The sequence below is a fragment of the Bacillus sp. ISO11 genome (genome assembly GCF_003458115.1).
In the GTDB taxonomy this organism is placed as follows: domain Bacteria; phylum Bacillota; class Bacilli; order Bacillales; family Bacillaceae_G; genus Bacillus_A; species Bacillus_A cereus.
Window position 1 is genome coordinate 1 of record NZ_QXCO01000053.1, and the last position, 23053, is coordinate 23053.

Here is a 23053-nt window from a genome sequence, read left to right on the forward strand (position 1 = left end):
TCTCTTTCTGTAAATAGTTTTTTTGTCATTTTCAACATTCTCCGATCTCAATTTTCCTTTTATTATACAAGAAATACCCTATAGAATAGACTTTTTTCAAGTGTCTATTCTATAGGGTACATTTTAATTAGACTCTCAGTTTTTTTATTTATTTTGCTGTATGTTTTCTAACGGCTGGTAAAATTTCAGTAGCAATTAATTCAATATTTTTCTCAATTTTATCAAATGGTACACCGCCAAAATCAATTTGTGCCATAAAGCGTTGTTGGCCAAATAATTCATATTGGTACAGCATTTTCTCAATGATTTGTTGTGGGCTACCAACCATTAAAGCATCACGGTAATCTATTGCATTTGTAAATTGCTGTTTCGGATACCCACCACCGCGCAGTGTAAGCATACCAGCATTAATGTGAGGGTAATATTCACTAAGTGCATCTTGTGAATTTTTTGCCGTATAAAATAAACTCGTTGTCGCAACTGGTAAACTAGCTGAATCAAATCCACTTTGTACAGCCGCCTCGCGGTAAGCATCTACTGACACTTTAAAGTTAATTGCTGGACCACCAAGTGTTGTTATCATCATTGGTACACCCGCGCGTCCCGCTTTAATTGCACTAGCTGGTGGACCTCCAACCGCACGCCAAATTGGTAAGTTATTATTTTTCGCTCTCGGAATAACCGATGCATGTGCGAGCGGTGCTCTGAACTGTCCATTCCATGTTACATGTTCCTCGTTATTAATTTTTAATAAAAGATCCATCTTCTCTTCGAATAATTCTTCATAATCATTCACGTCATAACCAAGTAAACTATATCCTCCAATACGAGATCCACGACCAGCCACAATTTCTGCACGTCCATTAGAAATCAAGTCAATTGTAGCGAAATCCTCATATACTCGAACTGGGTCAGATGTACTTAATATCGTTGCTGAACTTGCAATTTTTATATTTTTCGTAGCTTGCGCGACCGCACCTAAAATAACTGTATGAGCTTGTGTTGTAAAATGCGTTTGATGACTTTCACCGACAGCAAACACATCAAGCCCTGCCTCATCTGCTAACTTAGCTGTTTCAATTAGTTCGTGAATTCTTTTCTCTGGCGTAATTTTCTCCCCATTATGTGGATTTAAAACATGATCACCAATTGAATATAATCCAAACTCAATTCCTTTTCTTATATCTATACGGTATTTTTCCATAGTTACTCTCCCCTTTAATAAAGTAGTATTAGTTTTTTTCTAAAAACGTTGGTAAGTCAGGTATATCTCCGTATTACCTACACCTTCACTTGATTAGTCAATTGATAGTGTAAAAAAAATTACTCTTGCGGTAATTCTTTTTTTTCACTATGCTTATGAACTTTCGTCATTAGCTCGTATAATATTTTCTGCTCTTCTTCATTTAATACATCATCAAAAAACGAAGATTGAAATGCAAGTTGCTCTGGCAATGCTCTCTCTAAAGCTGCTTCTCCTTGCTCTGTAAGACTAATTGTTTTCGTTTTCCAATCTTGTTTTCGTACAATATATCCTTCTTTTTCAAGACGAGTTAACATTCGAGAAATGCCACCTTGTGTAACAGTTACCTTTTCAGCTAACTCCATTTGTGTTAGTGGTTGATACGTACGTATTTGCAAAAGCACATCAAATTGAGCTGTCGTTAAATCAAAACGTTTTAAAAACTCATTTGACATTTGATTACTTTGGTTCGTAAATCGTATTAAACGTAACCATATTAATGATCCTATCGTATTATCACGCATGTTTCATCACTTCCTAGCGTTCATCTTACTATCACTTTACTACGCAAGTGATAAAAAAGCAAGAAAAAATGTAATAAATATATCGATAGAGTATTGCATAAATAATGATAAGTAAGAATTCATATAAACATGAATTCTTACTTATCATTATTCTTAACTTTTCCTTTCATTCATTACTATATTTAAAGCTGCCATAGCTTTTGGCCAACCAACGTAAAAAGCCATATGTGTTATTAATGCAACCAATTCATTCTCCATAACCCCATTTTGTTTAGCTAGCTTCAGATGAAATTGTAATTGTTCTGTATTACCGAGACTGATTAGTGCTGACACAGTACACAAACTTCTTTCTCTTAATGTTAAAGTGGCATCCCGCCACACTTCCTCAAATAATATCTTTTCACTATAATGAGCAAATGCAGGTGACATTTCTCTCATTTTCTTTTTAATATGTACTTCAATAAGTTCGTTTTTCATTTTTTTCTCCCTTTATTTTCACCATTTGTGCTATTCCTTGACCAAATGACCAGTTTTCAGCAGCTGTCTCATTTAATGTAATAAAAATATCCGAAGTTTTAACATCGGAATATTCCGTAATTTTTAAGGATACCGATTGATACAAATCTTTTTTCTGTTGCACCGTTCTTCCCGGTCCACATGTAATAGAAACATAAATCATATTCTCTGTTCTCTTTTCTCCTCTTTCCAACAAATAATATGGATTATATAAAAATTTGTTTTGTTGGTAAGGTAAGAACATTTGAAAATAATCATTTTCAGGGATGTTAAAATGTTCAATTAATGAAAGATGGATACATTCACCCATTTTTTCCAACTCTTCTTCATTTAATATGTTTTCAGGATAATAAATCTTCACAAAAGGCATAGACTTTCATTCCTTTTCTTATTTTTAATATACAACAAAATTTCATCGTGAAATGTGTAAAATCTCATATACTGTAACACCTTTATTCACTACAATATCAGGTTTCTCTTCATAAAACTCAAACCTACTATATCTCCATTTATCCGGATTATAAACGATTACGTCCCCTAAACACTTTTCATTGTTTTGTACATTTTCATTCATCGTGTTTAATTGAGTCCCAATCAGTGTTTTACTTTGAGAAATACTTCCCGCATATTCAACAACATATCTACTTTTCTTAAATCCATCACTTAGATTAACAACTAATGGAACACCTATATTTATTTGTTGCCATCCAAAAGATTGTAAAATATTATCATAATATCCTTCAAAGATAAATTTGTTCATTCCTTCATGGCCATTCCAAATATATAAAGGTGCATAACAGTTATAGAAATTCCCGTCCTTACCTACCTCAGTAATTAAATAAGCTTTAAAATTCAGGTCTTGAAAACCATCAGTTTTATGCCCATTATCCTTTACCCTATTCCTAATATTCTTTATATTATAATCCTTTGGCAAAATGACCTTATATTGCATTCCAATCATGTTTATCACTCACTTTCTATCCTATATACATAATGATAAACCGATGATTGACTAACGTAAAATAGGTATAAATTATGTTTGGTATCATTTATAATGATAGTGCATAAGGGGCTGAGATATATGGAAATAAATGATCTTATTATATTCAAAACTGTTGCCAGTGAGGCTTCTATTAGTAAAGCTGCTAAAGAGTTAGGATATGTTCAACCGAACGTAACTGAGCGAATCAAAAAATTAGAACAAGAATTAGAAACGCCTTTACTACATAGAGATAACAAAGGTGTTTCCTTGTTACCTGCTGGTGACATTTTATTAGATTACACGAATAAAATATTAACTCTATTAGAAGAAGTAAAAGATGAAATTAAAACGAGTGGTTCTTCTTATATAATAGCGACGTCACAATCTATTTTGACAAATTATTTAAGTAAGCGTATTGAAGAAAACTTCAGAAATTATCAAATATATGTAGAAAGTAGTAGTCATTTGCAAAAATTACTTCAGCAACAAAAAGTTGATATGGTCATAACTTATGAGGATTATCCTGACGCATCGTTTAAAAAAGTGTTCACGACCTCAATTTCTGTAGGCTTATTAAAAGCGAAAGAAAAATGTACCATTGATTATTCAAAAGAAATTTTCTTCGTTAGCAATGACAAAAAGTGCCCTTTTAGAAATAAGACAATACAATTTCTAAAAGAAAATAATCTATCTCAGCAACAACTTCAACAGTTGGATTCTTATTCGCTTATGGAAGCGTTTATTGATGATGGAAAAGGAATAGCTTTTTTACCGATTAAAAATGATAAATTGGTACCAATTGAAGATGTTCCAGTTGAGAAATTAGCTGTTCATTTTTTTACAAATCAAAACTCTTTCAAACAAATCCCTGATGAACTATTTGGTTAATAAAAAATCCCTCCTTTATGAATCTAAAAGAGGGATTTTCATATTCTATACAATTGATTTTTCACACATTTTGCTCCACTTCTGCACTTTTCTCCTTCTTATTCCGTTTCATATTCTTCAGCCCCTTAACCGTGCCAACTAATCCTTTCGGGAAAACTAGCAATACGATAATGTACAATAAACCAAGAATAATCGTCCATCGTTCAAAGATCGGATACTCTGTAGCTAGTTCTGATAAATAATATTTTAGGGCTTCAATAATTCCAGCTCCTGCAATTGCTCCAATTAACGTTCCAACCCCACCAATCATCGTCATCAAGAGTGCATTTAATGTCATTTCAATTGAAAATACAGTCGTATTGACAAAACGCAATGTGATCACAAATAAACCACCGCTAATCGCAGCTACTACTCCTGCAACAATGCTAGCAATAATTTTATAATGAAGCACTTTATATCCGAGTGCTTCAACACGTTGCTCATTTTGTGAAATTGCTTTTAATACTTTTCCAATAGAAGATTTGGTGAAAAGACGTAAGAGAACAAAAATGATAAGTAAACATATAAGTGTTACATAATAAAACGTAAAACGATTACGGAATACGTCTGGTACACCAAATGTAAAACCATCTCCTCCGTGAGTGAGCCCACGCCATTTTTCAGCAAGGACGAAAAACAACTGTGAAATAGCAAGTGTTAACATTGCATAAAAATGACTTTTCAGCCGTAAAGAAAGTAAACCAATTACATAACTAACGATTGCTGAAATGATAATTGCAGCTACTATTCCAATTAAAAAGTTCGTTATTGATACGCCTTGTCGATCAAATAAAAGCGCTACCCCATATGCTCCTATCCCAAAGAACATACAATGACCGAACGATACAATTCCTGTATACCCAAGCAATACATCAAAACTCATTGCAAAAATAGCAAAGATGAAGATTTGAGTGAACAAAATTAACAAGCTCCTTGAATCATTTACGAACGGAAATACACTTAAACAAATGAGCATACATACTCCGAAGTATACTTTAATTCGGTCCGATGTGTTGTTCACCATTTCACCCCTTTTCACTAACAAGTCCAGTTGGCTTCACTATTAAGAAAAATAGTAACATTAACATATTAATTGCAAGTGATACATCTGGTATAAAATACGCTGTAAAAGCACCAGCTAATCCGACAATTAAAGAAGCAATAGCTGAACCTTGTACGCTTCCTAATCCACCGATAATTACTACTATAAAAGCTAAAATTGCATACTGCATGCCCATCTCGGCGAAAATAACGCCCGAATACGGTGCTAATAAGAATCCTCCCAAAGCTGCCATCCCTGCTCCTAATAAAAAGACGAAAGAAAATATCGCTTTTACATTAATACCAAGCGCTTGAACCATTTCTTTATCCATTACACCTGCACGGATCATAAGACCTATCTTCGTCTTTTTAAGTAATAGTAGTAGTGCGATGTAAATAATTATCCCAATCAAAATAACAAATAGACGATATTTAATTAATATAATACCTCCGAATGTAAAACTTCCTTGTAACCATAACGGTAATTTTGCACTAATAGGGTTTGGCCCCCAAAATATTTTAATACACTCACTAAGAACGAGCATTCCTCCAAGCGTAACGAGCAGCTGTCGAACATGATTTCCATATACCGGTCTAATAAGAAACCTTTCTAAAATAAATCCTAGGAACATTCCCATGGCTACTGCTCCAACTAAAGCTAATATATAACTTCCTGTCATATTAAATAACCAAACACCTGTAAATGCTCCCCATGCAAATAAACCACCGTGTGCAAAGTTTAAAACGCTCATTAGACCGAAAATAAGTGAAAGACCTGATGCTAACAAAAAAATGAGCATCCCTGTTGAAATCCCATTTACAAATAAATTGATTAACACATCCACCCTTTTCACCTCGGATTCATGTTAAGAGATTCCTAAATATTTATGACACATTTCCTTATCCTTTTTTAATTCATTCATAAAACCGTTATGAACAATTCGTCCGTTATCCATAATGTAAAAATAATCACCAATTTGACTAGCCATCATAAAATTTTGCTCAACAAGTAAAACTGTTGTTTTCTCTTTCATCTTCAAAATAGCTACCATTAATTTCTCCACCATTATCGGGGATAGCCCTTTGCTCGGCTCATCAATAAGTAATAATCCATCACTATTAATAAACGCTCTTGAAATAGCCAACATTTGCTTTTGCCCTCCGCTCAAGAGCCCACTTTTCTTATTCCAAAACTGCTTTAAATCCGGAAATAGTTCCAGCATCCACTCTATTTTCCCTTCTACTTCTTCACCTTTCCCCCTAGCAAGAGCGAATGTTTCTTCTACTGTCAAATCATGAAAAATACCTTGATTTTCTGGTACATATCCTATTCCTTTCCTTGAAATTAAATGTGTAGGTAATCCACTTATTTTTGCACTATCATAATAAATTTCACCATCTGCAATCCGGTGAAACCCCATAACTGAACGTAATGTCGTTGTTTTCCCTGCCCCGTTTCTACCAAACAGTACAGTAATCGTCCCTTTCTCAACAGTAAGAGATACTCCTTGCAAAATATGAAACTGATCTAAATACGTTTCTATACTATTCACTTGTAATAGTGCCACTATATAATCCCCCTAAATAAGCACTTTGTACACGCTCATCTTTCATAATTTCTTCTGGCAATCCTTCAGCCAATAACTCTCCATGAAATAAAACGATAAGATGATCTGACAAACCTAGTATCATATCCATTTTGTGTTCGATAAGTACAATTGTGCTCTCTGGATGTTTCTTAATATTTTCAATTACTTGTAATATAGCAGGGACTTCCTCAACCGAAATACCTGCCGTCGGCTCATCAAGTAATAACACATCCGTTTTTAAAGCTAATAACATCGCAAGTTCTAGCTTTCTTTTCTCTCCATGTGCCAAATCTTTCGCTAATATGTTCTCTTTCTCGTGAAGTAATACTGTTTTTAAGAAACGTCTCGCCTCTCCAACTTGTTGCTTTAATTTTGCTGAACTCGGGAAAAAACTATAGTAATCTTGTACGAATGATTGAACACTTAAACGGACATTTTCAAGTACCGTTAATTCTGGGAATATGTTTGTAAGCTGAAAAGAGCGACCGATTCCTAAGCGTGTTCGATCTGAAATCGATAGTTTTGTAATATCTTGCCCTTTAAAATACACTTCACCTGTTGTAGGTGAAATCTGTCCACTTAGTAAATTAAATAATGTTGTCTTCCCCGCACCATTTGGCCCGATAATAGAAATGAGCTTTCCTTTTTGGACAGTTAAATTTACATCTTTAATAACTTGATGTTCACCAAAAGATACACTAAGATTTTTCGTCTCTAGCAAATGTGTCACGAAATCCCTCCCTTTAAAGCCGTGAGTATGAAGGAAATATGTATAAAGAGGGTCCCCCCTCTTTATACAAAAACAACAGAAAATTCAGTCTATTTATTTTGAACTGGTGGTTCTGTTTCTTTCATCGTTAATTCTCGCTCTAACACTGGCACCGGATAATCAACACCATCTTGCTTTTTCAATGTGATAGAATACAGCGTCTGCATCGCTTGGTGGTCCTTCTCTCTAAACTTCATCTTTCCTTTCGGTGTATCAAATTCCATTCCTTCCATTTTCTTAATCAAGGTATCTACATCTGTATCACCTTTTGTTTTCTTTAAGGCTTCTACAATAGAAATTGCTGCTGACATTCCTCCCGCTGTAAACAAATCTGGCACTACACCATTAAAACGTTTTTTATGCTCTTCAACTAGCCAATCATTCACTTTATTTTTTGGAAGTGTGTGATAATATACAGAAAAACCTTGCATACCTACTAATGCATCCATTGTTTTTAATGCTGGTATATCTGGCGCACCTGTAGAAATTTTAATACCTTGCGCTTCCACATTCATATCTTTCAACTGTTTCCAAGGTGAATTTGCCCCTGCCCAAACGATAAATAAATAATCTGGTTTTGAACTAATGATATTTTGAATATTCGCTGTAAAATCTGTTGAATTTGTATCCGCGTATTGCTCATTCACAATGCTCGCACCTAATTTTTTCGCACCCGCTTTAAATGCAGCAATCCCTTCACGACCAAAAGCGTTATCTGGGGCAAATGTCGCAATCTTTACACCTTTTTTCGCAATTGCCGCTGCTCCTGCAATCGCATCTTGTGAGGAACTTCTTCCAGTTCTAAAAATATATTTATTCCAGTTCTTCCCGGTAATACTATCCGCAACTGCCGGTTCTACAACCATAATCTTTTCATATTCCCCGGCCAGTGGTAAAACCGCTAACGTATCACTTGAACTAGACGATCCAACTAAAAAATCAACTTTCTCTTCTTCTAATAACTTCGTAGCTTTTTTAACTGCTACATCAGCTTTCGTTTCTGTATCTTCTACAACAAACTTAATCTTTTTCCCATCTACTTTCCCAGTTCCACCAGTTGCATAGTCTAACCCTAATTCAAATCCGTTCACTGTTTGTTTTCCATACGATTCTAGCGGTCCTGTTAAAGAAGCAAGAACTCCTACCTTAATCGTTTTTTCATCCTCTGTACTTGTTTTCTTTCCTGAACAAGCTGCCGTTATTAATAACGAACCTAAAACACAACCAGTAAACATTGTCTTTAGCCACTTACGTTTTTTCATCGACATTGTGATCCTCCCCATACTTTACTTTCTGATAGAATCAAACACGCCAAAATCCCCTGTCCGTAATCATGACTAACTAATTCGATAGATAATGGAAAACTCTTGTAGTACCCTCTACATTCGGCACAAATATATAATCACCTTCCTATGTAATGGAAACGGACATACAATCAATATATATTCTGCAATCCAATTGAAAATACTGTTTCATTTCAGTAATGATCATACAAAAAGACTAACTTATTTTTTAAGTTAGTCTTTTCACCTTAATTAGAGTTAAGTTCTACTTTCTCTAACCCTTCAGCCAATTGTTTCTTATCTAGTCCTTCTCCTATTACTACTAAGTTTGTCGGGAAACCGAAGTCTTGTTCTAATAAAGTTGGTACTCCGAACGAATATTGGAATAGGTGAGGGTATTTATCTCCACGGAATTTCACAAAACCTTTCACTCGATAAATACTATCTGGTAAATTCGAAAGCCATTCATATAATTTGTCTTGATCAATCGGTTTCGTAAATTGATATGTCATCGTTTGTATATGTAAATGCTGTTTGACATGTAGTGTCTCATGTTCCTCATCATTTGGAAATTCTGCTTCTTCTATATCTTTTAAAGATATATTACAATACTTTGTCTCATACATTTTCGCATGATTATTTATTGCCTTTACTTCTTCAAATACTGTGTTCTTATCTTCATCTGTTAGTAAATCTGCTTTATTAACAAGAATGTGACTACCAAATTTAAGTTGCTCATGCAATAGCTGTTGTACATTTGCACTTAATATACTTCGGTTTAACCACCTTACTGCATCTAAAACGACTACAATTGATTTCACTTCCAGAAAAGGAGCTAAAATTGGCGAGACACACGCGTCTAACACTTCAATTGGATGCGCAACACCTGTCGTTTCTATATAAATTACATCTGGTCTTTCTTGTTGGTATAACGAATGTAATTGTATTTCAAGCTCTTCTTTTAATGTACAACAAATACATCCTTTAAGAAGTTCTCTTAAAACATTCTCTTTTCCAATAATATCTGTATCTACCGAGTATTCACCAATTTCATTCATTAATACTGCAACTTTTCTATTCTTCTTTTTCTCTGCTAACAATAAATTTTGTAATAATGTTGATTTTCCACTACCTAAAAAACCACCTAATATATGAATCTCCACTTTATTCATTCAACCGACCATCCATTTCTTTACTTCAAATGTATTCAAAGCGTAATAATTACGATTTATATTTATCATTTTATTAAAAGAATGACCATTTGTAAATATAAGAGATTCACTGTTCATTTACTTCATATGCAACTCTAACTCCAGACTCAATTGCCCCTTGCATCCATCCATGTGTTAATGTCGTATGCTCTCCTGCAAAGTGTACTTTTCCAGATGGTGGTGTAATATACGGAAATAACTCGAGCTCTTGGCCTGGTTCGAAAGCTGTAAATGCACCGCAAGAATACGGATTTTTACTCCAGCTAAAAGATGTTCCAGTGACAAACTCACTATAGACGATGTCACCGTATATTTCCGCTAAATTTTTTAATGCGTAACGAATACGATCTCTTTGCGGGAGACTATCCCATGTTAACGCCTCATCTGCCCACGTATAACTTGCTATAACGATAGCTGGTCCTGGAGTATGAATGCCATAACTCGGATAGTATGTAAAACGTATCGGTAAATCAGTAATAGATTTACCTCCACACTGTCCCGCTTTCTCCCAAAATCTACTTTTAAACTCTATTGCAATTTTAGTTGCAGCAATATAATTTAATTCACGAATTGCTCTTTTTTTAAAATAAGAGAATAAATAGTATGGCTGAACTTCTACAAACCTTAACGCTGAAAATGGAATTGTAATAATAGCAAAATCACTTGTTATTGTAAATTGCTCTAACGTTTGTTCATGATTTCCTTGTAACATTACTTTATTATCTTCTTGTATAATTTTATCAACCTTATACTGCATTAAAATATGTTCCCTTAATTGTGGTAAGAATGCATTCGATAACTTATCCATTCCACCAGTTATTTCATAATATTTCGTTGTTGAAGTAAAGAAAATCATTTCACGTAATACTTCAATTAAGGACATTCCCATATAAGCTTCCATATCAAGAAGTACCCCAATCATATCTATTGCACCATCTGAATAATACTCCATTAAAAATGAACCAAGCGAATACGTTTTATACTTTTTTTCAACGATAAGCCAGTTTTTATCAGGATCCTTCTTAATATAATTTAGTATTGGTTCTAATACCTCAATCATTAGCTCTTCTGCCGTTTTTCCTCTTTCTTTATCCAAAACCGGATATTCAAGTACACTTGGATCATTTTCAAACACATTCAATCTCGTTTGAATGTTATTCGTATAAATGATATCTGCAAAAGTTTTATTTATAAAAAGGTTTAAAGGTAGTTTAAATTTATGAATATACGCTAAGGTTAACTTATGGGTGTCAGGGATTCTCATCGGTCCCGCATTAAAATATAAACCCACACTAAATGGTTCCCGAATCGTATACACTCTGCCACCTATTCTGTTATTTGCTTCTATAATCGTTACTTCGTGCCCAGCCTCTTTTAATAAAGACCCTGCAACTAATCCAGAAATCCCTGCACCTGCAATCGTAATCCGTTTTGGGTTATTCTTTTTAACAAGCCCTGCATGAATAATATGAAGCATTTCTTCCATTGTTAATGGGTTCCCCATACCATTTCCCCTTTTACAAAGGATTTTACTGAATTATATTCGGTTCACTGAATTCCTATGTTTTGTTCGCAGATTTGCACGGATACATTTTCAAATACTTGAATATCTTTTATAAAATGTAATAAACTAGATATGACTCTATAGAAGTAAGACGTATTATCTTACATAACAAAACCAATGAAATTGCGAGGAATTTTGAAATGAAAAAAGGTATTAACCGTGTTGTATTAGTAGGAACAGGAGCAGTTGGATGTAGTTATGCTTACTGCATGATTAACCAAGCCGTAGCTGAAGAATTTGTTTTAGTCGATGTAAATGAAGCAAAAGCTGAAGGGGAAGCAATGGATTTAAGTCATGCTGTTCCATTCGCCCCAGCTCCAACTAGAGTATGGAAAGGCAGCTACGAAGATTGTAAAGATGCTGACCTTGTAGTTATTACAGCTGGATTACCACAAAAGCCAGGCGAAACACGTTTAGATTTAGTTGAGAAAAACGCTAAAATCTTTAAACAAATCGTTCGCAGTATTATGGATAGCGGATTTGATGGCATCTTCTTAATCGCAACAAACCCTGTAGATATTTTAACTTATGTAACTTGGAAAGAATCTGGTTTACCGAAAGAACGTGTAATCGGTTCTGGTACAACGCTTGATTCTGCTCGTTTCCGCTATATGTTAGGTGAGTACTTCGATATTGGTCCACACAACATTCACGCTTATATTATCGGAGAACACGGCGATACTGAACTTCCAGTTTGGAGCCATGTTTCCGTTGGTATCCAAAAACTACAAACACTGCTTGAAAAAGACAACACGTATAATCAAGAAGATTTAGACAAAATTTTCATAAACGTCCGTGATGCAGCTTACCATATTATTGAGCGTAAAGGCGCAACTTATTATGGTATCGGTATGTCACTTCTACGTGTTACAAAAGCAATTTTAAACGACGAAAATAGTGTATTAACTGTGTCAGCTTACTTAGAAGGTCAATACGGTCAAAAAGATGTTTATATCGGGGTACCTGCTGTTTTAAATCGCGGCGGTGTTCGTGAAATTTTAGAGGTTGAATTAAGTGAAGATGAAGAATTAAAATTCGACCACTCTGTTCAAGTATTGAAAGAAACAATGGCTCCGGTTCTTTAATTAAGATAAAAAGCAATCCAATTTATTTTGGATTGCTTTTTATTTTCATTATCTCCTATGACTTTTTAGTGATTTTCTATCATTTCTTATTTTTTAGTCGCATCCTCATTATTTATATCAAGTACATCTAATAAAAAGATAAAGATTGGTATCCCGATAATAAGCCCCCATATTCCGAGGAAATGCTCTGAGAAGATAAGAATCATAAATGTGTAGAATATTGGTAAATTTGTTTTTGCAGACATAAACTTCGGATTTAAAAAATAACTTTCAAGAGCATGGATTACTGTTATGAATACGAGTATGTATACTACGTACATAACTCCGCCTACGTTGTAAGCAATGATACAAAGTGGAAACAAAGAAATAATCACACCTGCAACAGGAATCAACCCTAGTAAGAAAATCATAACAGCTAATACAAGTAGCTGTGGAAATCCTAAAACGATTAATGCAATGACAGTAAGAATACAATTTACAACGGCAATTAAAAACTGAGCCTCAATTACTTTGCCGAACGATCTTGCAAATCTTTCACCAAAATATGCAATTTCCTCATAAAAGATTTTTAACTTACTATCTTTAAACTTAGATGTAAATGTAATAATACGCTCTTTTTCTAATAAGAAAAATAAGCTTAAAATTAGAGATAATAATATTTGTAAACTTACCTTCCCTATATTTGCTATCGATTGATAGATGACATCTACACCTTGTTCTATATATTTTGATACTTCCATCCCATTAATTGTCGAAAGTGCATATTTAACGATTTCATTATCAGGTGGATTTTGAAAAAATAGTTTAAACTGATAAATTAATTGTGAAATTTGTATCGTCAGCACAGGTAAATATTTATATAACGTTGTGCCTATAAAGGAAACCAATATTATATATAAACATGCAATAACAATTTTCCGGTTTACTTTCAATTTTCTTGAAATAAAACGTTGAAATCGATCCATTAAAAACGTCAGTATAAACGTAATTAATATTAAATTAATCATACTTTTTAATGCGTATAATACAAGCGCTACTATTATTAAAACGAGAAACCGTTGAAACCCTCTACTTCGAAAAAAACTCTTTACTTCATTCATTAAGAATTAACCTCCCCCTTCAATGGATGGAAATTGAATATATTACATTTTATGAACTCCTATAGACAATCTTTCTTACTAATTGAGAAGAATCCTTTTTTTCTTTTCATATTGTTAGATTCCAGTTATTTTTCATATAATCTTTTATAAACTAGGTAATTTTCTATTTTTAGACTGCTGTTCATACACATATCCAATATTGAAAAGCTCTTTTTCACCAAACTGTTTCCCTACAAACACTACACCGATTGGTTCTCCATTTTTATCATATCCAGCAGGAACCGCTAATTCCGGATAACCAGCTACAGCTGATAGAAGAACTTCATCGTTATTAATCATAACTAGAGCATCCAAACCTTTTTCTACTAAATACCTATCTAGCTCTTTTCTTGCATTTTCTTGACTCGTTTGCACTACGTTTTCAAACTCTTCTTTCGTTATAACAGATTTTTCAGACCCTTCAATTAATGTTTGTCCGTATTTTATTCGTCTTTTACTATCCTTTTTATTAAACGCTATAATCTCTTCTAACGATTTTACCGGTACATTCTTTTGCTGTGAAAGATAGTCGTTTACATTATGCTTGAACTCATATTCTAATGTTTGCAAATTATCTACACCCTCAGCACTTAACTGGATATTATCAGTTAATATCGCACCTGCATCTTGAAGGTCTTTTCTAATTTTTTCTGCTACTGCTTTTCTATTTTCATCTTGTTGGTCTACAGAAAAAAGAAGCCCTATCTTTTTCCCTTTTAATCCATCTATCGATAAATCCTTTGTATAATCAATTCTTTCTTTATCTTTCATTTTTTCTGTCATAACATCTTTTTCGTCATAACCTATCATTGCATTAAATAATGTTGCTGCATCTTTTACCGTTCTTGCCATAGGTCCTGCTGTATCAAGAGTTTCAGCTAACGGAATAATTCCTGTTCTGCTTACCATACCTAAAGATGGACGTAACCCAACTACTGATTGCTGCGCCGCGGGTGCAACAATCGATCCCGTCGTTTCTGTTCCAATTGCAAGCGGTGCAAAATCTGCTGCAACTACTGTAGCAGATCCTGAACTTGATCCTGAAGTATCGAATGTAATCGGACCGTACGGGTTTAAATTTTGTCCTTTCTTCCCGCTATACCCACTTGGCATTGTAAAAGATAAATAGTTCGCCCACTCAGACATATTCGCTTTTCCTAAAACAAATGCTCCTTCTTCTTTCAACTGCTTCACAATTGTTGCGTCTTGATCTGCAATCCAATCTTTTAATACATAAGTTCCTGCACTAGTCGGCATCACTTTTTCCGTCTGTACATTATCTTTTACAACGACAGGAATACCATATAAATTCGAATTTTTGTTTCTACCCCGCTCTTGATCTAACTTTCTTGCTTCTTCCATCGCATTAGGATTTATCTCTGTAACAGAATTTAATGTTATTCCATTTTGATCATGTTCTTGTATTCTAAAGAGATAAATACTCGTTAATTCTTCATATGACAACTTTCCATCATCAATCATTTTTTGAAGCTCATCTACAGTCGCATTTACGACTTCTTTTTCTTTTATCTTTACATTTTCTATATTGATTCCTTTAAGCTGATTATGTATCGGTTGTAGCACTCTTTCTTTATCATATACAATACGCTCAGGTTCCTTTGGAAAATAATTTTTATACACGTAATATCCACCAGCACACGCTAATAAGACAATGCCTCCAGTGATAGACAGCGTTACCTTTACCCATTTCTTCATGTTGCTTCCTCCACTCTATAAGATGCTTAGCTATACAAAAAAGAGAGTTACCTTTTACTTAACTCTCTCCAATCAAAATGCTAAATGAAAAAATGAAAGATTTCAATCTAATTACTTCTTTTTTTGCATTTGCTTTGCTAACATTTCTTTCACTTGATTATACGTTAACCCTGAATTTTTATTTAAACGCTTTACTTCCTCAACATCAGTACCTACCACTGTATATTTTTTCTCATCATTCATTTTTCTAATTCCCTTCTCACCGTATTATTTCTTATATTTCTTCCCTAAATACGCATAAATTAACACCACTACAAAAAAGGAAGCTGTTTTTAAGCACAGCTTCCTTCTCGTTACATATTGTATTTCTTAATAAAATTTCACTACATCTTCAGTAGGTAAGAACGTTCTTTCTGCTGGTTGTTCGTTTGGTTCACCAAATGGCATTTGACCTACTAAGCTCCACTCTGCCGGAATGTTCCAAGTTTCTTTCACTTCAGCATCTACGATTGGGTTGTAATGTTGTAATGACGCTCCAATTCCTTCAGCAGATAATAGCATCCACACAGTATGTTGTAACATCGCATTTCCTTGATGAGACCAGAATGGGAACTGATCTTTATATAATGGCGCATTTTCTTGCATTTTTTCTACAGTTGCTTGATCTTCAAAGAATAGAACTGTTCCTACACCTGCATGGAAGCCTTTTAGTCTTTCTACAGTCGCTTCAAAGTTTTCTGCTGGTACGCGGGCTCTTAGTGTTTCTTTAACGATATCCCAAAACTTTTCATGCTCTCCATCCATTAATACAACCATACGACCACTTTGCATATTGAAAGATGTTGGTGCGTGTAAAGCTATTTTTAACACTTCTTCAATTCTTTCTTTCGTAATTGCATCGTTTTTTGCTACTTTACGAATTGAACGGCGGTTCACGATTGCTTCTTTTAAGTTTGTTGTAGTTGCTGACATTTTAATTCCTCCAAATGTTTGTTTTATAATTTATTTTGTTATTTCATAACAAGCGAATTAGCAATATCCATCGGTATTACATTGCATACCTTCAAATGAATTTGTTTTATCCTTTTCAATTTCTTTATCAATGACCCTTTCTAGTGTTTCTTTACTAGCAAGCCCTTGAATGACTTCATCTCCAATCATGACAGTTGGAACAGCCATAATATTCGCTTCATCATATGCGTGTTGAATTGCTTCTTGATGCTTTTCTTTATATTTACGAGTTACTAAAGCATCTTTAAATTCCGCCTCAGGAAGTCCTACTTCTACCGCTAATTTTGTTAACACATCAATATCTTCAATGTTTTGCTCTTCTTGGAAAAATGCTGTGAATACGCGGTGATGATACTCATTACCTAGTCCACGTTCTTTTGCAAATTGACATCCTTCGAAAGCTAAATGTGTATATGGATGTGGTGAAACACGTGGCAAGCGCATATCAATTCCTAACTTCTTCGCTGTCGGAAGAATGAAAGCATCCCATGAACCTAATTTTTCTGGTTCATTCCATGGATCTATTTTTGAATATGGACTTGGACGTAATTCAAATGGCATCCATTCAATCTCTACATCTTTCTCTTTCGCTACCTCATCTAATGGACCTTTTGCTAAAAAACAAAACGGACATATAAAATCTGAGTATACTTTCATTTTTACAGTCATAACTTTTACACCTTACCTTTATCGTTGTAATCAAATCAGTTACATTAATGACAAAAAAATATAAATATGATTTAAGCATTCATTTTTTCTTGCAAAGTTTCAAACAACTGCCCCATTGTAATATTTCTCAAAACTTCTTCCATCGCGGATTGTGCTTGAATTAAAATGATTTCTAACACCGCTTGAATATTCGCCCCAATTGGACAATCTGGATTCGGTTTCTCGTGAATATGAAATAGCTTGTCTTCTTCGACTACGTTCACTGCATGATACACATCTAACAATGTGATTTCATATAAATCCTTTAGTAATCCCGCGCCACCCGGTCCACGATTTACGTAAACAAAGCCAGCTTGTTTCAAGTACGACATGATTTTACGAATGACTACTGGATTTGTATTAACACTCTCAGCCATATAGTCTGAAGTACAATGTGAAGATGGATTGTTTTTCAAAATAGATAAAATATGAACAGCTATGGAAAAGCGGCTACTAATTTTCATCGTAATCACCACCTCGATGTAATCATTATAGTTACAACTAAAAAATAAGTCAATCCTTTTCATAGATTTTTTATAAGTAAATTAAAAAGTGTCCCATTATGATATATGAGACACCTCTTTTTATTCTGCAAATAGCGATTGAAATTCTTCAATAAATAGCTGCACAGCGATTGAAGAATCCTTTAATGAAGGAACAGCTAAAGCAATTTCTCTCCATACTTGTGGTTCCAATTCTCTCGTTTGCACATTTTTTGGTAAATTCGTTAAAGATAATTCAGCTAATATTGCAATGCCCAATCCTTCTTGAATCATATTTAAAGCTGTAGTAACTGTCGAAATTACATATTCAGCCCGAAGTGGTACGTTTGCTTGTTTAAACATATCAATAATGGGTGGTTCGTATCCACCCTTACATAATATGATCGGTTCATTCTCTAAATCACAAATTGTAAGAGCGTCCTTCTTACAGAGAGGATGATCCTCTCTTAAGATAGCAACCATTTTCCCCTTCGTTAATGGAACAATCTCCATATCTTTATTAGGCAAAATAACAATCCCTATATCAATAACCCTCGATACTAACCAATCTTCAACTTCTTTAATCGTCCCTTCACAAAGAACTACTTCTAAGTTCGGATACTTTTCCTTAAAAAGGTTTATCATTTTGGGTAAGAAATGTGCAGAAGCGCTCGGAAAACTCCCAATTCGAATCGTCCCAACTTCGTGTCCTTTCTCCATCGCAACTTCTTGTTCAATCTTCGCTACACCGTTCAAAATCTCTCTAATATGTACAAGAATCCTATTTCCTACATCCGTAACGAGTAGCCCTTTTCGTTTATCACGTATAAGAATAGTAACTCCTAACTCTGACTCAATACTTGAAATCGCATGACTAACAGCTGGCTGCGTCATATTTAACACCCTGGCAGCCTTCGTAAAACTACCTAAATCAACAGTTTTTATTAATACTTGCAGTTGTGTAATGGTCATAACTAATCACTTATACTCCTCATAAAAAAGATTCATTTTATTTATTACAGTCGATATCATATCATAGTGAAATGAATAACAACAAGGAGGTCTTTCAGTGACACAGCTTTCTCGAACTAAGACGGCCATCATCCTTACCTTTCTCGTTTTCATGTGGGGAATCAATTGGCCTTTATCAAAGTTTGCCCTGCATTATACACCACCTGTTTTATTTGCAGGCGTTCGAACTTTAATTGGAGGATTCATTTTACTTCTGTTCGCATTACCGAAATACAAAGAGTTACATTTAAAAGAAACGTGGCATTTATACGTTATTTCTTCTTTACTTAACATCATTATATTTTACGGGTTACAAACTGTCGGCCTTCAATATATGCCTGCTGGGTTATTTTCCGCCATTGTATTCCTACAACCAGTTTTACTCGGTATTTTCTCGTGGATATGGCTTGAAGAATCAATGTACGGCTTGAAAATTTTTGGGCTTGTTCTCGGATTTATTGGTGTAGGTGTTATTAGCTCAAGCAGTTTAACAGGACATATTTCTATTATTGGAATCCTTCTCGCGTTAGGATGCGCTATCGGCTGGGCACTTGGCACAGTATTTATTAAGAAGACTGGCCACCGTGTTAATGCCATTTGGATGGTAACACTTCAGCTTATTATTGGTGGACTTTGCTTAATTGGATTTGGTACAGAGTTTGAAAGCTGGTCTAGTATCGCTTGGAGTATGCCATTTGTTAGCGTACTTCTCTTTATTTCATTCTTTGTTATTGCAATGGGGTGGCTTGCATACTTCACACTTGTTGGAGCTGGTGAAGCAAGTAAAGTTGGGGCTTATACATTCCTCATTCCACTAATAGCTATTATTGTAAGTTCAATTTTCTTACATGAGGCTATTACCATTAGCTTATTCATCGGACTATTATTTATTGTTGTGAGTATTTGTTTTGTAAATATAAAACCGAAAACACTTGCTGTAAGGCAGCAAGTTGAATTGAAATAAACGTAAGAAAGAGCCTACTGTTTGTAGGCTCTTTCTTACGTCTTACTTTTTACGACGTACTACAAAAACACACGCACTTACCGACGATACTATCGCAAAAATAGATAAAACAATTGCTATCAATTGCATATTACTAGTACCTTCATTCTTTTCTACACTAGAAACTTCACCATGTTCTCCTGTTAATGACGTACCTTTTGCAATTGTAGTAAGTGAATGCGGTTTTTCAGCTTTTTCATCGCCTGTCCATTCAACAATTTCTTCATCTTTATATTGTTGATATGCGTCCCAAGCTATTTTTTGCTCTTTATCCGGATTTTTAGCGACGAAAGTAAATCGCTGGAACTGACCGGGTAAAATCCCTTCTCCTGTTGCTTCCCATACTACAGTTTTAACTTTTCCAGCTGTATCTTTTTGCTCCTCACCTTTCCATCCTGGCACTGGTTCATACTGCTGGAACTCTACTCCAGACGGTATTTTCAGTGTAACTTTTGTTGTTGCTACATTTTTTTCAACTGGTACTTTTATCGTATATGTCTCCCAAGAACCAACGTCAGAAGTTGCTGGTTTTACAGTGACGTGCGCACTAACAGGTAACGAAAACATTCCCATTGCAATAATTGTTGCGATCATTGTTGTTCCTAATTTTTTTATACGTTTCATTTTCTATTAGCTCCTTTTCATACATAGCTTCTTTTTATCTGCCACCGACAATAAATTTAAAATCTGTATCGAGACTATCAAGAGATTTTGTTAATCCATGAACATGTATATTCCAGTTTCCTGTCATATTAATATACATACCTTCTGTTTCATATTCTCCTGGTGAAACTACTGAAACTTTAAATGAACCTTTCCCCATGTTCATATCTAATGATTGAGTCGTCAATATCATTTGTTCCATATCAGTAACAGGCTGTCCCTTTTCGTCCTTTAGTGTAATATGGAATTTATTTTGTCCTACCTTATTCGGACTTACATTTAGCGTAAGTTCATATCCATTATCTAATTGCTTACTCTCTGTAAATGGTCCAGTAGGAGGCATCGGCGGTGTTTGTACGTTTGTCATAAAAGCTACGATTACGAAAATGATAATTCCAATGACAAACTCTACTTTCACCGTAGCTCCTAATCCTTGCTGCGCTCTTATTCTCCCTTTCACATAATGAATAATTCCCAATATCCCCATGAAAATAAATAATAGTATCTTTGCTAATAAAGCCAATCCATACTTCGTATCAAATAACGAGTGGATTGTTGGAATAAAAAATGTACTATTAAAAAGGCCTGTTATTAAAATCACAATGACAGCACCTGTTGCCCACGGTGAAAAACGCTTAATCATATCCCAATACATATGCCACTTATTATCCTCTTTACATAAAAGAAGAATAATAGATGATAAACCACCAACCCATAATGAAGCTGCTAATAAATGTAGAAAATCCATAACGACAGCAATGTCTTTAAACTTTAAACCGTATGCGTGACTATTAAAGGCCTTCATAACAAGTAACCCTATAAACAATAGTATTGGAATACTCCATACTTTAAACGACGAAAACTTCTCATGCTTCACCGCAAAATACGTAACAATTATAAGCGTACTAATGAGAACCATTTGAGTAATCCATACATAACCAAAAACAGAAAGCTGTAATGTTTCTTTTAATAGTAAAGGATTGAATGCTTCTAGCCATGAAACATCAGCATTTATTTTCGCTTGCAGTGGTAGATTGAATAACAAGCTAATCAATATCCCAAATAAAGAGATCCATATTATGTTCTTACTCCTTGATCGAACCGAGGTTGCATTGCCTTTATACATAATAAGATTAAAGAATAGCACTCCTATAAATAGTGAGAAACTTGTATATAAAATTCCACGTTCCATAATCATATCGATTTGTGGGACGTAGCCCATCTCTTCCACTTGTATATCGTCTGTTTCCGCTTCCGCTAATCCAACCCGGAACGGGATAACTCCTTGAATTGGATGTCCATCAGCTGAAATCACTTTCCACTGAATAGAGTAAAGACCATTTTTGAGATTGTCTTTTAATCCAGCTTCTAATAGCTTTTTATTTTTTTTATCAATATGAGCATCTTTTAAATCGACCCTTTTACCTGATGTATCTCTCACGTACAATGTATTAAAACTTGAAACTTGTATGTCCTCATCGAATTCGATTTTTACAACAGATGGTGCTTTCTTCAATGTTTCATTTTCAGTAGGGTTTGATTTCACAACGTACGCATGAGCAGATGCACTTTGCGGTATCAATATGATAAGCACACACACAAGTAATAGCCATGTCCCTAATCTTCTCATTACTTTCACACTCATTTCACTTCTTTCTTCCTCATCGCTCTATTTTCATTACTTTAACTTCCGAAGTTTGATTCTCGGGCGAAATATTAACCTGATTAAATATAAACTTCTATAAAGTATAACTCTTATTTCTCTTCCACCTCTAAACTTCTAATATAATAGTAACTATCACGATAGATACAACTTACATTTTTAAAGCTGATTGTTATTATATCATAAAATATATTTATGTAAGTTATCAAAGAAGAAAAGTTATCGTGAATCATTTGTGAAGAAAATGTGAAATACATAAATAAAAAGGTATTACGTTATTACGTAACACCTTTAAAAAAATATCCCTCTTCTATTTCTCTTCCGGATAATCACAATACTCGATAATCGTTCCTTCTGTATCCGCTGGGTTAAGATAAATTAACCTTCTACCGTGCTTATTAATGCGTAGTGTATGCTCTAATGTCCGAATACCTTGTTCTTTTAACTCTTCTAGAGCCACATCTAAATCATCGACACGATACGCAACGTGATGAACACCTTTACCTTTTTGTTTAATAAAACGGGCAATTGGAGATGTTGTATTATTTGTCGGTGCAAGTAATTCAATTCTATCTCCAGCCACTTCAAGAATGGCTACTTCACTTTCCACACCAGGAGCTTCACTTACGTAACGATCTATTAAAGTTCCTAGTAACACATTTTCATAAAAACGTATCGTACTATCTATATCTCGAACTGCGATTCCGATATGATCAATTGTTTTTTTCATTTTATTTCCCCTACTACTTTATTTTTTCTCATTATTAATAGTAACAAAAAAAGCTATAGAAACAAGTAATCTGTACCCTTTGTAAAGGACATTTTGAAAAAAGTTAGGCAACATCAAGAAGATGATTTCTGTATCCAACAGGAGTCATCTTTTTTAAATTCCATTGATATCTATAATGATTATAATACGTCAT

Annotated in this window: 27 protein-coding genes; 3 read left to right on the forward strand and 24 right to left on the reverse strand. The window is 34.4% G+C overall.

Annotated elements, in window-relative coordinates:
• Positions 1-148: 148 nt before the first annotated feature.
• From D1166_RS29215 to D1166_RS29235, 5 genes are all read right to left on the reverse strand, one after another.
• Positions 149-1204 (reverse strand): LLM class flavin-dependent oxidoreductase, encoded by a 1056-nt coding sequence (locus D1166_RS29215; protein ID WP_000417541.1) that lies wholly within the window; start codon positions 1202-1204, stop codon positions 149-151.
• Between the two features lie 119 nt (positions 1205-1323).
• Positions 1324-1767 carry a MarR family winged helix-turn-helix transcriptional regulator gene (locus D1166_RS29220; RefSeq protein ID WP_001205523.1) on the reverse strand — a complete coding sequence of 148 codons (444 nt, stop codon included), beginning with the start codon at positions 1765-1767 and terminating at the stop codon, positions 1324-1326.
• Between the two features lie 153 nt (positions 1768-1920).
• The gene (locus tag D1166_RS29225) at positions 1921-2244 is read right to left on the reverse strand and encodes a carboxymuconolactone decarboxylase family protein (protein WP_016117610.1); all 324 of its coding nucleotides are present in this window, start codon (positions 2242-2244) and stop codon (positions 1921-1923) included.
• Positions 2225-2653 (reverse strand): tautomerase family protein, encoded by a 429-nt coding sequence (locus D1166_RS29230; protein ID WP_097855743.1) that lies wholly within the window; start codon positions 2651-2653, stop codon positions 2225-2227. Before D1166_RS29230 ends, D1166_RS29225 begins: the two co-directional genes overlap by 20 nt.
• A 42-nt stretch (positions 2654-2695) precedes the next feature.
• Positions 2696-3244 (reverse strand): DUF4865 family protein, encoded by a 549-nt coding sequence (locus D1166_RS29235; RefSeq protein ID WP_097855744.1) that lies wholly within the window; start codon positions 3242-3244, stop codon positions 2696-2698.
• Between the two features lie 120 nt (positions 3245-3364).
• Here D1166_RS29235 and D1166_RS29240 point away from each other — a divergent pair, with 120 nt between their 5' ends.
• Positions 3365-4153 (forward strand): LysR family transcriptional regulator, encoded by a 789-nt coding sequence (locus D1166_RS29240; RefSeq protein WP_097855745.1) that lies wholly within the window; start codon positions 3365-3367, stop codon positions 4151-4153.
• Between the two features lie 61 nt (positions 4154-4214).
• Here the strand turns inward: D1166_RS29240 and D1166_RS29245 are convergent, their stop codons facing one another.
• The 8 genes from D1166_RS29245 to D1166_RS29280 all read right to left on the reverse strand — a co-directional run bounded on the left by D1166_RS29245 (position 4215) and on the right by D1166_RS29280 (position 11589).
• The gene (locus D1166_RS29245) at positions 4215-5168 is read right to left on the reverse strand and encodes a branched-chain amino acid ABC transporter permease (protein WP_118043527.1); all 954 of its coding nucleotides are present in this window, start codon (positions 5166-5168) and stop codon (positions 4215-4217) included.
• A 49-nt stretch (positions 5169-5217) separates the two neighbouring features.
• Positions 5218-6078 (reverse strand): branched-chain amino acid ABC transporter permease, encoded by an 861-nt coding sequence (locus D1166_RS29250; RefSeq protein ID WP_097855747.1) that lies wholly within the window; start codon positions 6076-6078, stop codon positions 5218-5220.
• A gap of 21 nt (positions 6079-6099) precedes the next feature.
• Complete coding sequence (locus tag D1166_RS29255) at positions 6100-6801, reverse strand: ABC transporter ATP-binding protein (RefSeq protein ID WP_097855748.1); 702 nt, start codon at positions 6799-6801, stop codon at positions 6100-6102.
• Positions 6779-7552: an ABC transporter ATP-binding protein gene (locus D1166_RS29260; protein ID WP_000149337.1), complete on the reverse strand. Its 774-nt coding sequence runs from the start codon at positions 7550-7552 to the stop codon at positions 6779-6781. Before D1166_RS29260 ends, D1166_RS29255 begins: the two co-directional genes overlap by 23 nt.
• An 89-nt stretch (positions 7553-7641) precedes the next feature.
• Entirely contained in the window at positions 7642-8859 is a 1218-nt protein-coding gene (locus D1166_RS29265) for a substrate-binding domain-containing protein (RefSeq protein ID WP_000062005.1), read from the reverse strand.
• Between the two features lie 263 nt (positions 8860-9122).
• Positions 9123-10046: a CobW family GTP-binding protein gene (locus D1166_RS29270; RefSeq protein WP_074624958.1), complete on the reverse strand. Its 924-nt coding sequence runs from the start codon at positions 10044-10046 to the stop codon at positions 9123-9125.
• Positions 10047-10163 (reverse strand): hypothetical protein, encoded by a 117-nt coding sequence (locus D1166_RS29275; protein ID WP_001987043.1) that lies wholly within the window; start codon positions 10161-10163, stop codon positions 10047-10049. It lies immediately after the preceding gene.
• Positions 10153-11589, reverse strand: coding sequence for a flavin monoamine oxidase family protein (locus D1166_RS29280; protein ID WP_000528025.1), 1437 nt, complete (start codon positions 11587-11589; stop codon positions 10153-10155). The genes D1166_RS29275 and D1166_RS29280 overlap by 11 nt, the downstream gene beginning before the upstream one ends.
• Positions 11590-11789: 200 nt before the next feature.
• Here D1166_RS29280 and D1166_RS29285 point away from each other — a divergent pair, with 200 nt between their 5' ends.
• Positions 11790-12734 carry an L-lactate dehydrogenase gene (locus tag D1166_RS29285; protein WP_000715321.1) on the forward strand — a complete coding sequence of 315 codons (945 nt, stop codon included), beginning with the start codon at positions 11790-11792 and terminating at the stop codon, positions 12732-12734.
• An 86-nt stretch (positions 12735-12820) separates the two neighbouring features.
• On the opposite strand, the gene D1166_RS29290 is transcribed toward D1166_RS29285, so the two are convergent.
• From D1166_RS29290 to D1166_RS29315, 7 genes are all read right to left on the reverse strand, one after another.
• On the reverse strand, positions 12821-13834 hold the full coding sequence (locus tag D1166_RS29290; RefSeq protein ID WP_001006597.1) for an AI-2E family transporter: 1014 nt from the start codon (positions 13832-13834) through the stop codon (positions 12821-12823).
• 144 nt (positions 13835-13978) lie between these two features.
• Positions 13979-15589, reverse strand: a complete 1611-nt coding sequence (locus D1166_RS29295) for an amidase family protein (protein WP_097855749.1) — start codon at positions 15587-15589, stop codon at positions 13979-13981.
• 111 nt (positions 15590-15700) lie between these two features.
• Positions 15701-15832 (reverse strand): hypothetical protein, encoded by a 132-nt coding sequence (locus D1166_RS32030; protein ID WP_000997344.1) that lies wholly within the window; start codon positions 15830-15832, stop codon positions 15701-15703.
• A gap of 126 nt (positions 15833-15958) precedes the next feature.
• Positions 15959-16561, reverse strand: a complete 603-nt coding sequence (locus D1166_RS29300) for a nitroreductase family protein (protein ID WP_069605405.1) — start codon at positions 16559-16561, stop codon at positions 15959-15961.
• Positions 16562-16618: 57 nt separating this feature from the next.
• Positions 16619-17269 (reverse strand): DsbA family oxidoreductase, encoded by a 651-nt coding sequence (locus D1166_RS29305; RefSeq protein ID WP_000216673.1) that lies wholly within the window; start codon positions 17267-17269, stop codon positions 16619-16621.
• 71 nt (positions 17270-17340) lie between these two features.
• A complete protein-coding gene (locus D1166_RS29310) occupies positions 17341-17772 on the reverse strand; it encodes an Rrf2 family transcriptional regulator (RefSeq protein ID WP_000704063.1) in 432 nt (143 codons plus the stop codon).
• Between the two features lie 120 nt (positions 17773-17892).
• Positions 17893-18762 carry a LysR family transcriptional regulator gene (locus D1166_RS29315; RefSeq protein WP_000156749.1) on the reverse strand — a complete coding sequence of 290 codons (870 nt, stop codon included), beginning with the start codon at positions 18760-18762 and terminating at the stop codon, positions 17893-17895.
• A 97-nt stretch (positions 18763-18859) separates the two neighbouring features.
• On the opposite strand from D1166_RS29315, the gene D1166_RS29320 reads away from it, so the two are divergent.
• Positions 18860-19765 carry a DMT family transporter gene (locus D1166_RS29320; RefSeq protein ID WP_097855750.1) on the forward strand — a complete coding sequence of 302 codons (906 nt, stop codon included), beginning with the start codon at positions 18860-18862 and terminating at the stop codon, positions 19763-19765.
• A gap of 42 nt (positions 19766-19807) precedes the next feature.
• Here D1166_RS29320 and D1166_RS29325 read toward each other — a convergent pair whose 3' ends face one another.
• The 4 genes from D1166_RS29325 to D1166_RS29340 all read right to left on the reverse strand — a co-directional run.
• Positions 19808-20428, reverse strand: coding sequence for a YcnI family copper-binding membrane protein (locus tag D1166_RS29325; RefSeq protein ID WP_097855751.1), 621 nt, complete (start codon positions 20426-20428; stop codon positions 19808-19810).
• A gap of 34 nt (positions 20429-20462) precedes the next feature.
• Positions 20463-22112 carry a copper resistance CopC/CopD family protein gene (locus tag D1166_RS29330; RefSeq protein WP_118043526.1) on the reverse strand — a complete coding sequence of 550 codons (1650 nt, stop codon included), beginning with the start codon at positions 22110-22112 and terminating at the stop codon, positions 20463-20465.
• A gap of 328 nt (positions 22113-22440) precedes the next feature.
• Complete coding sequence (locus tag D1166_RS29335) at positions 22441-22860, reverse strand: VOC family protein (RefSeq protein ID WP_000750846.1); 420 nt, start codon at positions 22858-22860, stop codon at positions 22441-22443.
• Between the two features lie 103 nt (positions 22861-22963).
• A partial coding sequence (locus D1166_RS29340; protein WP_093998161.1) for an IS3 family transposase occupies positions 22964-23053 on the reverse strand: 90 nt, incomplete at its 5' end.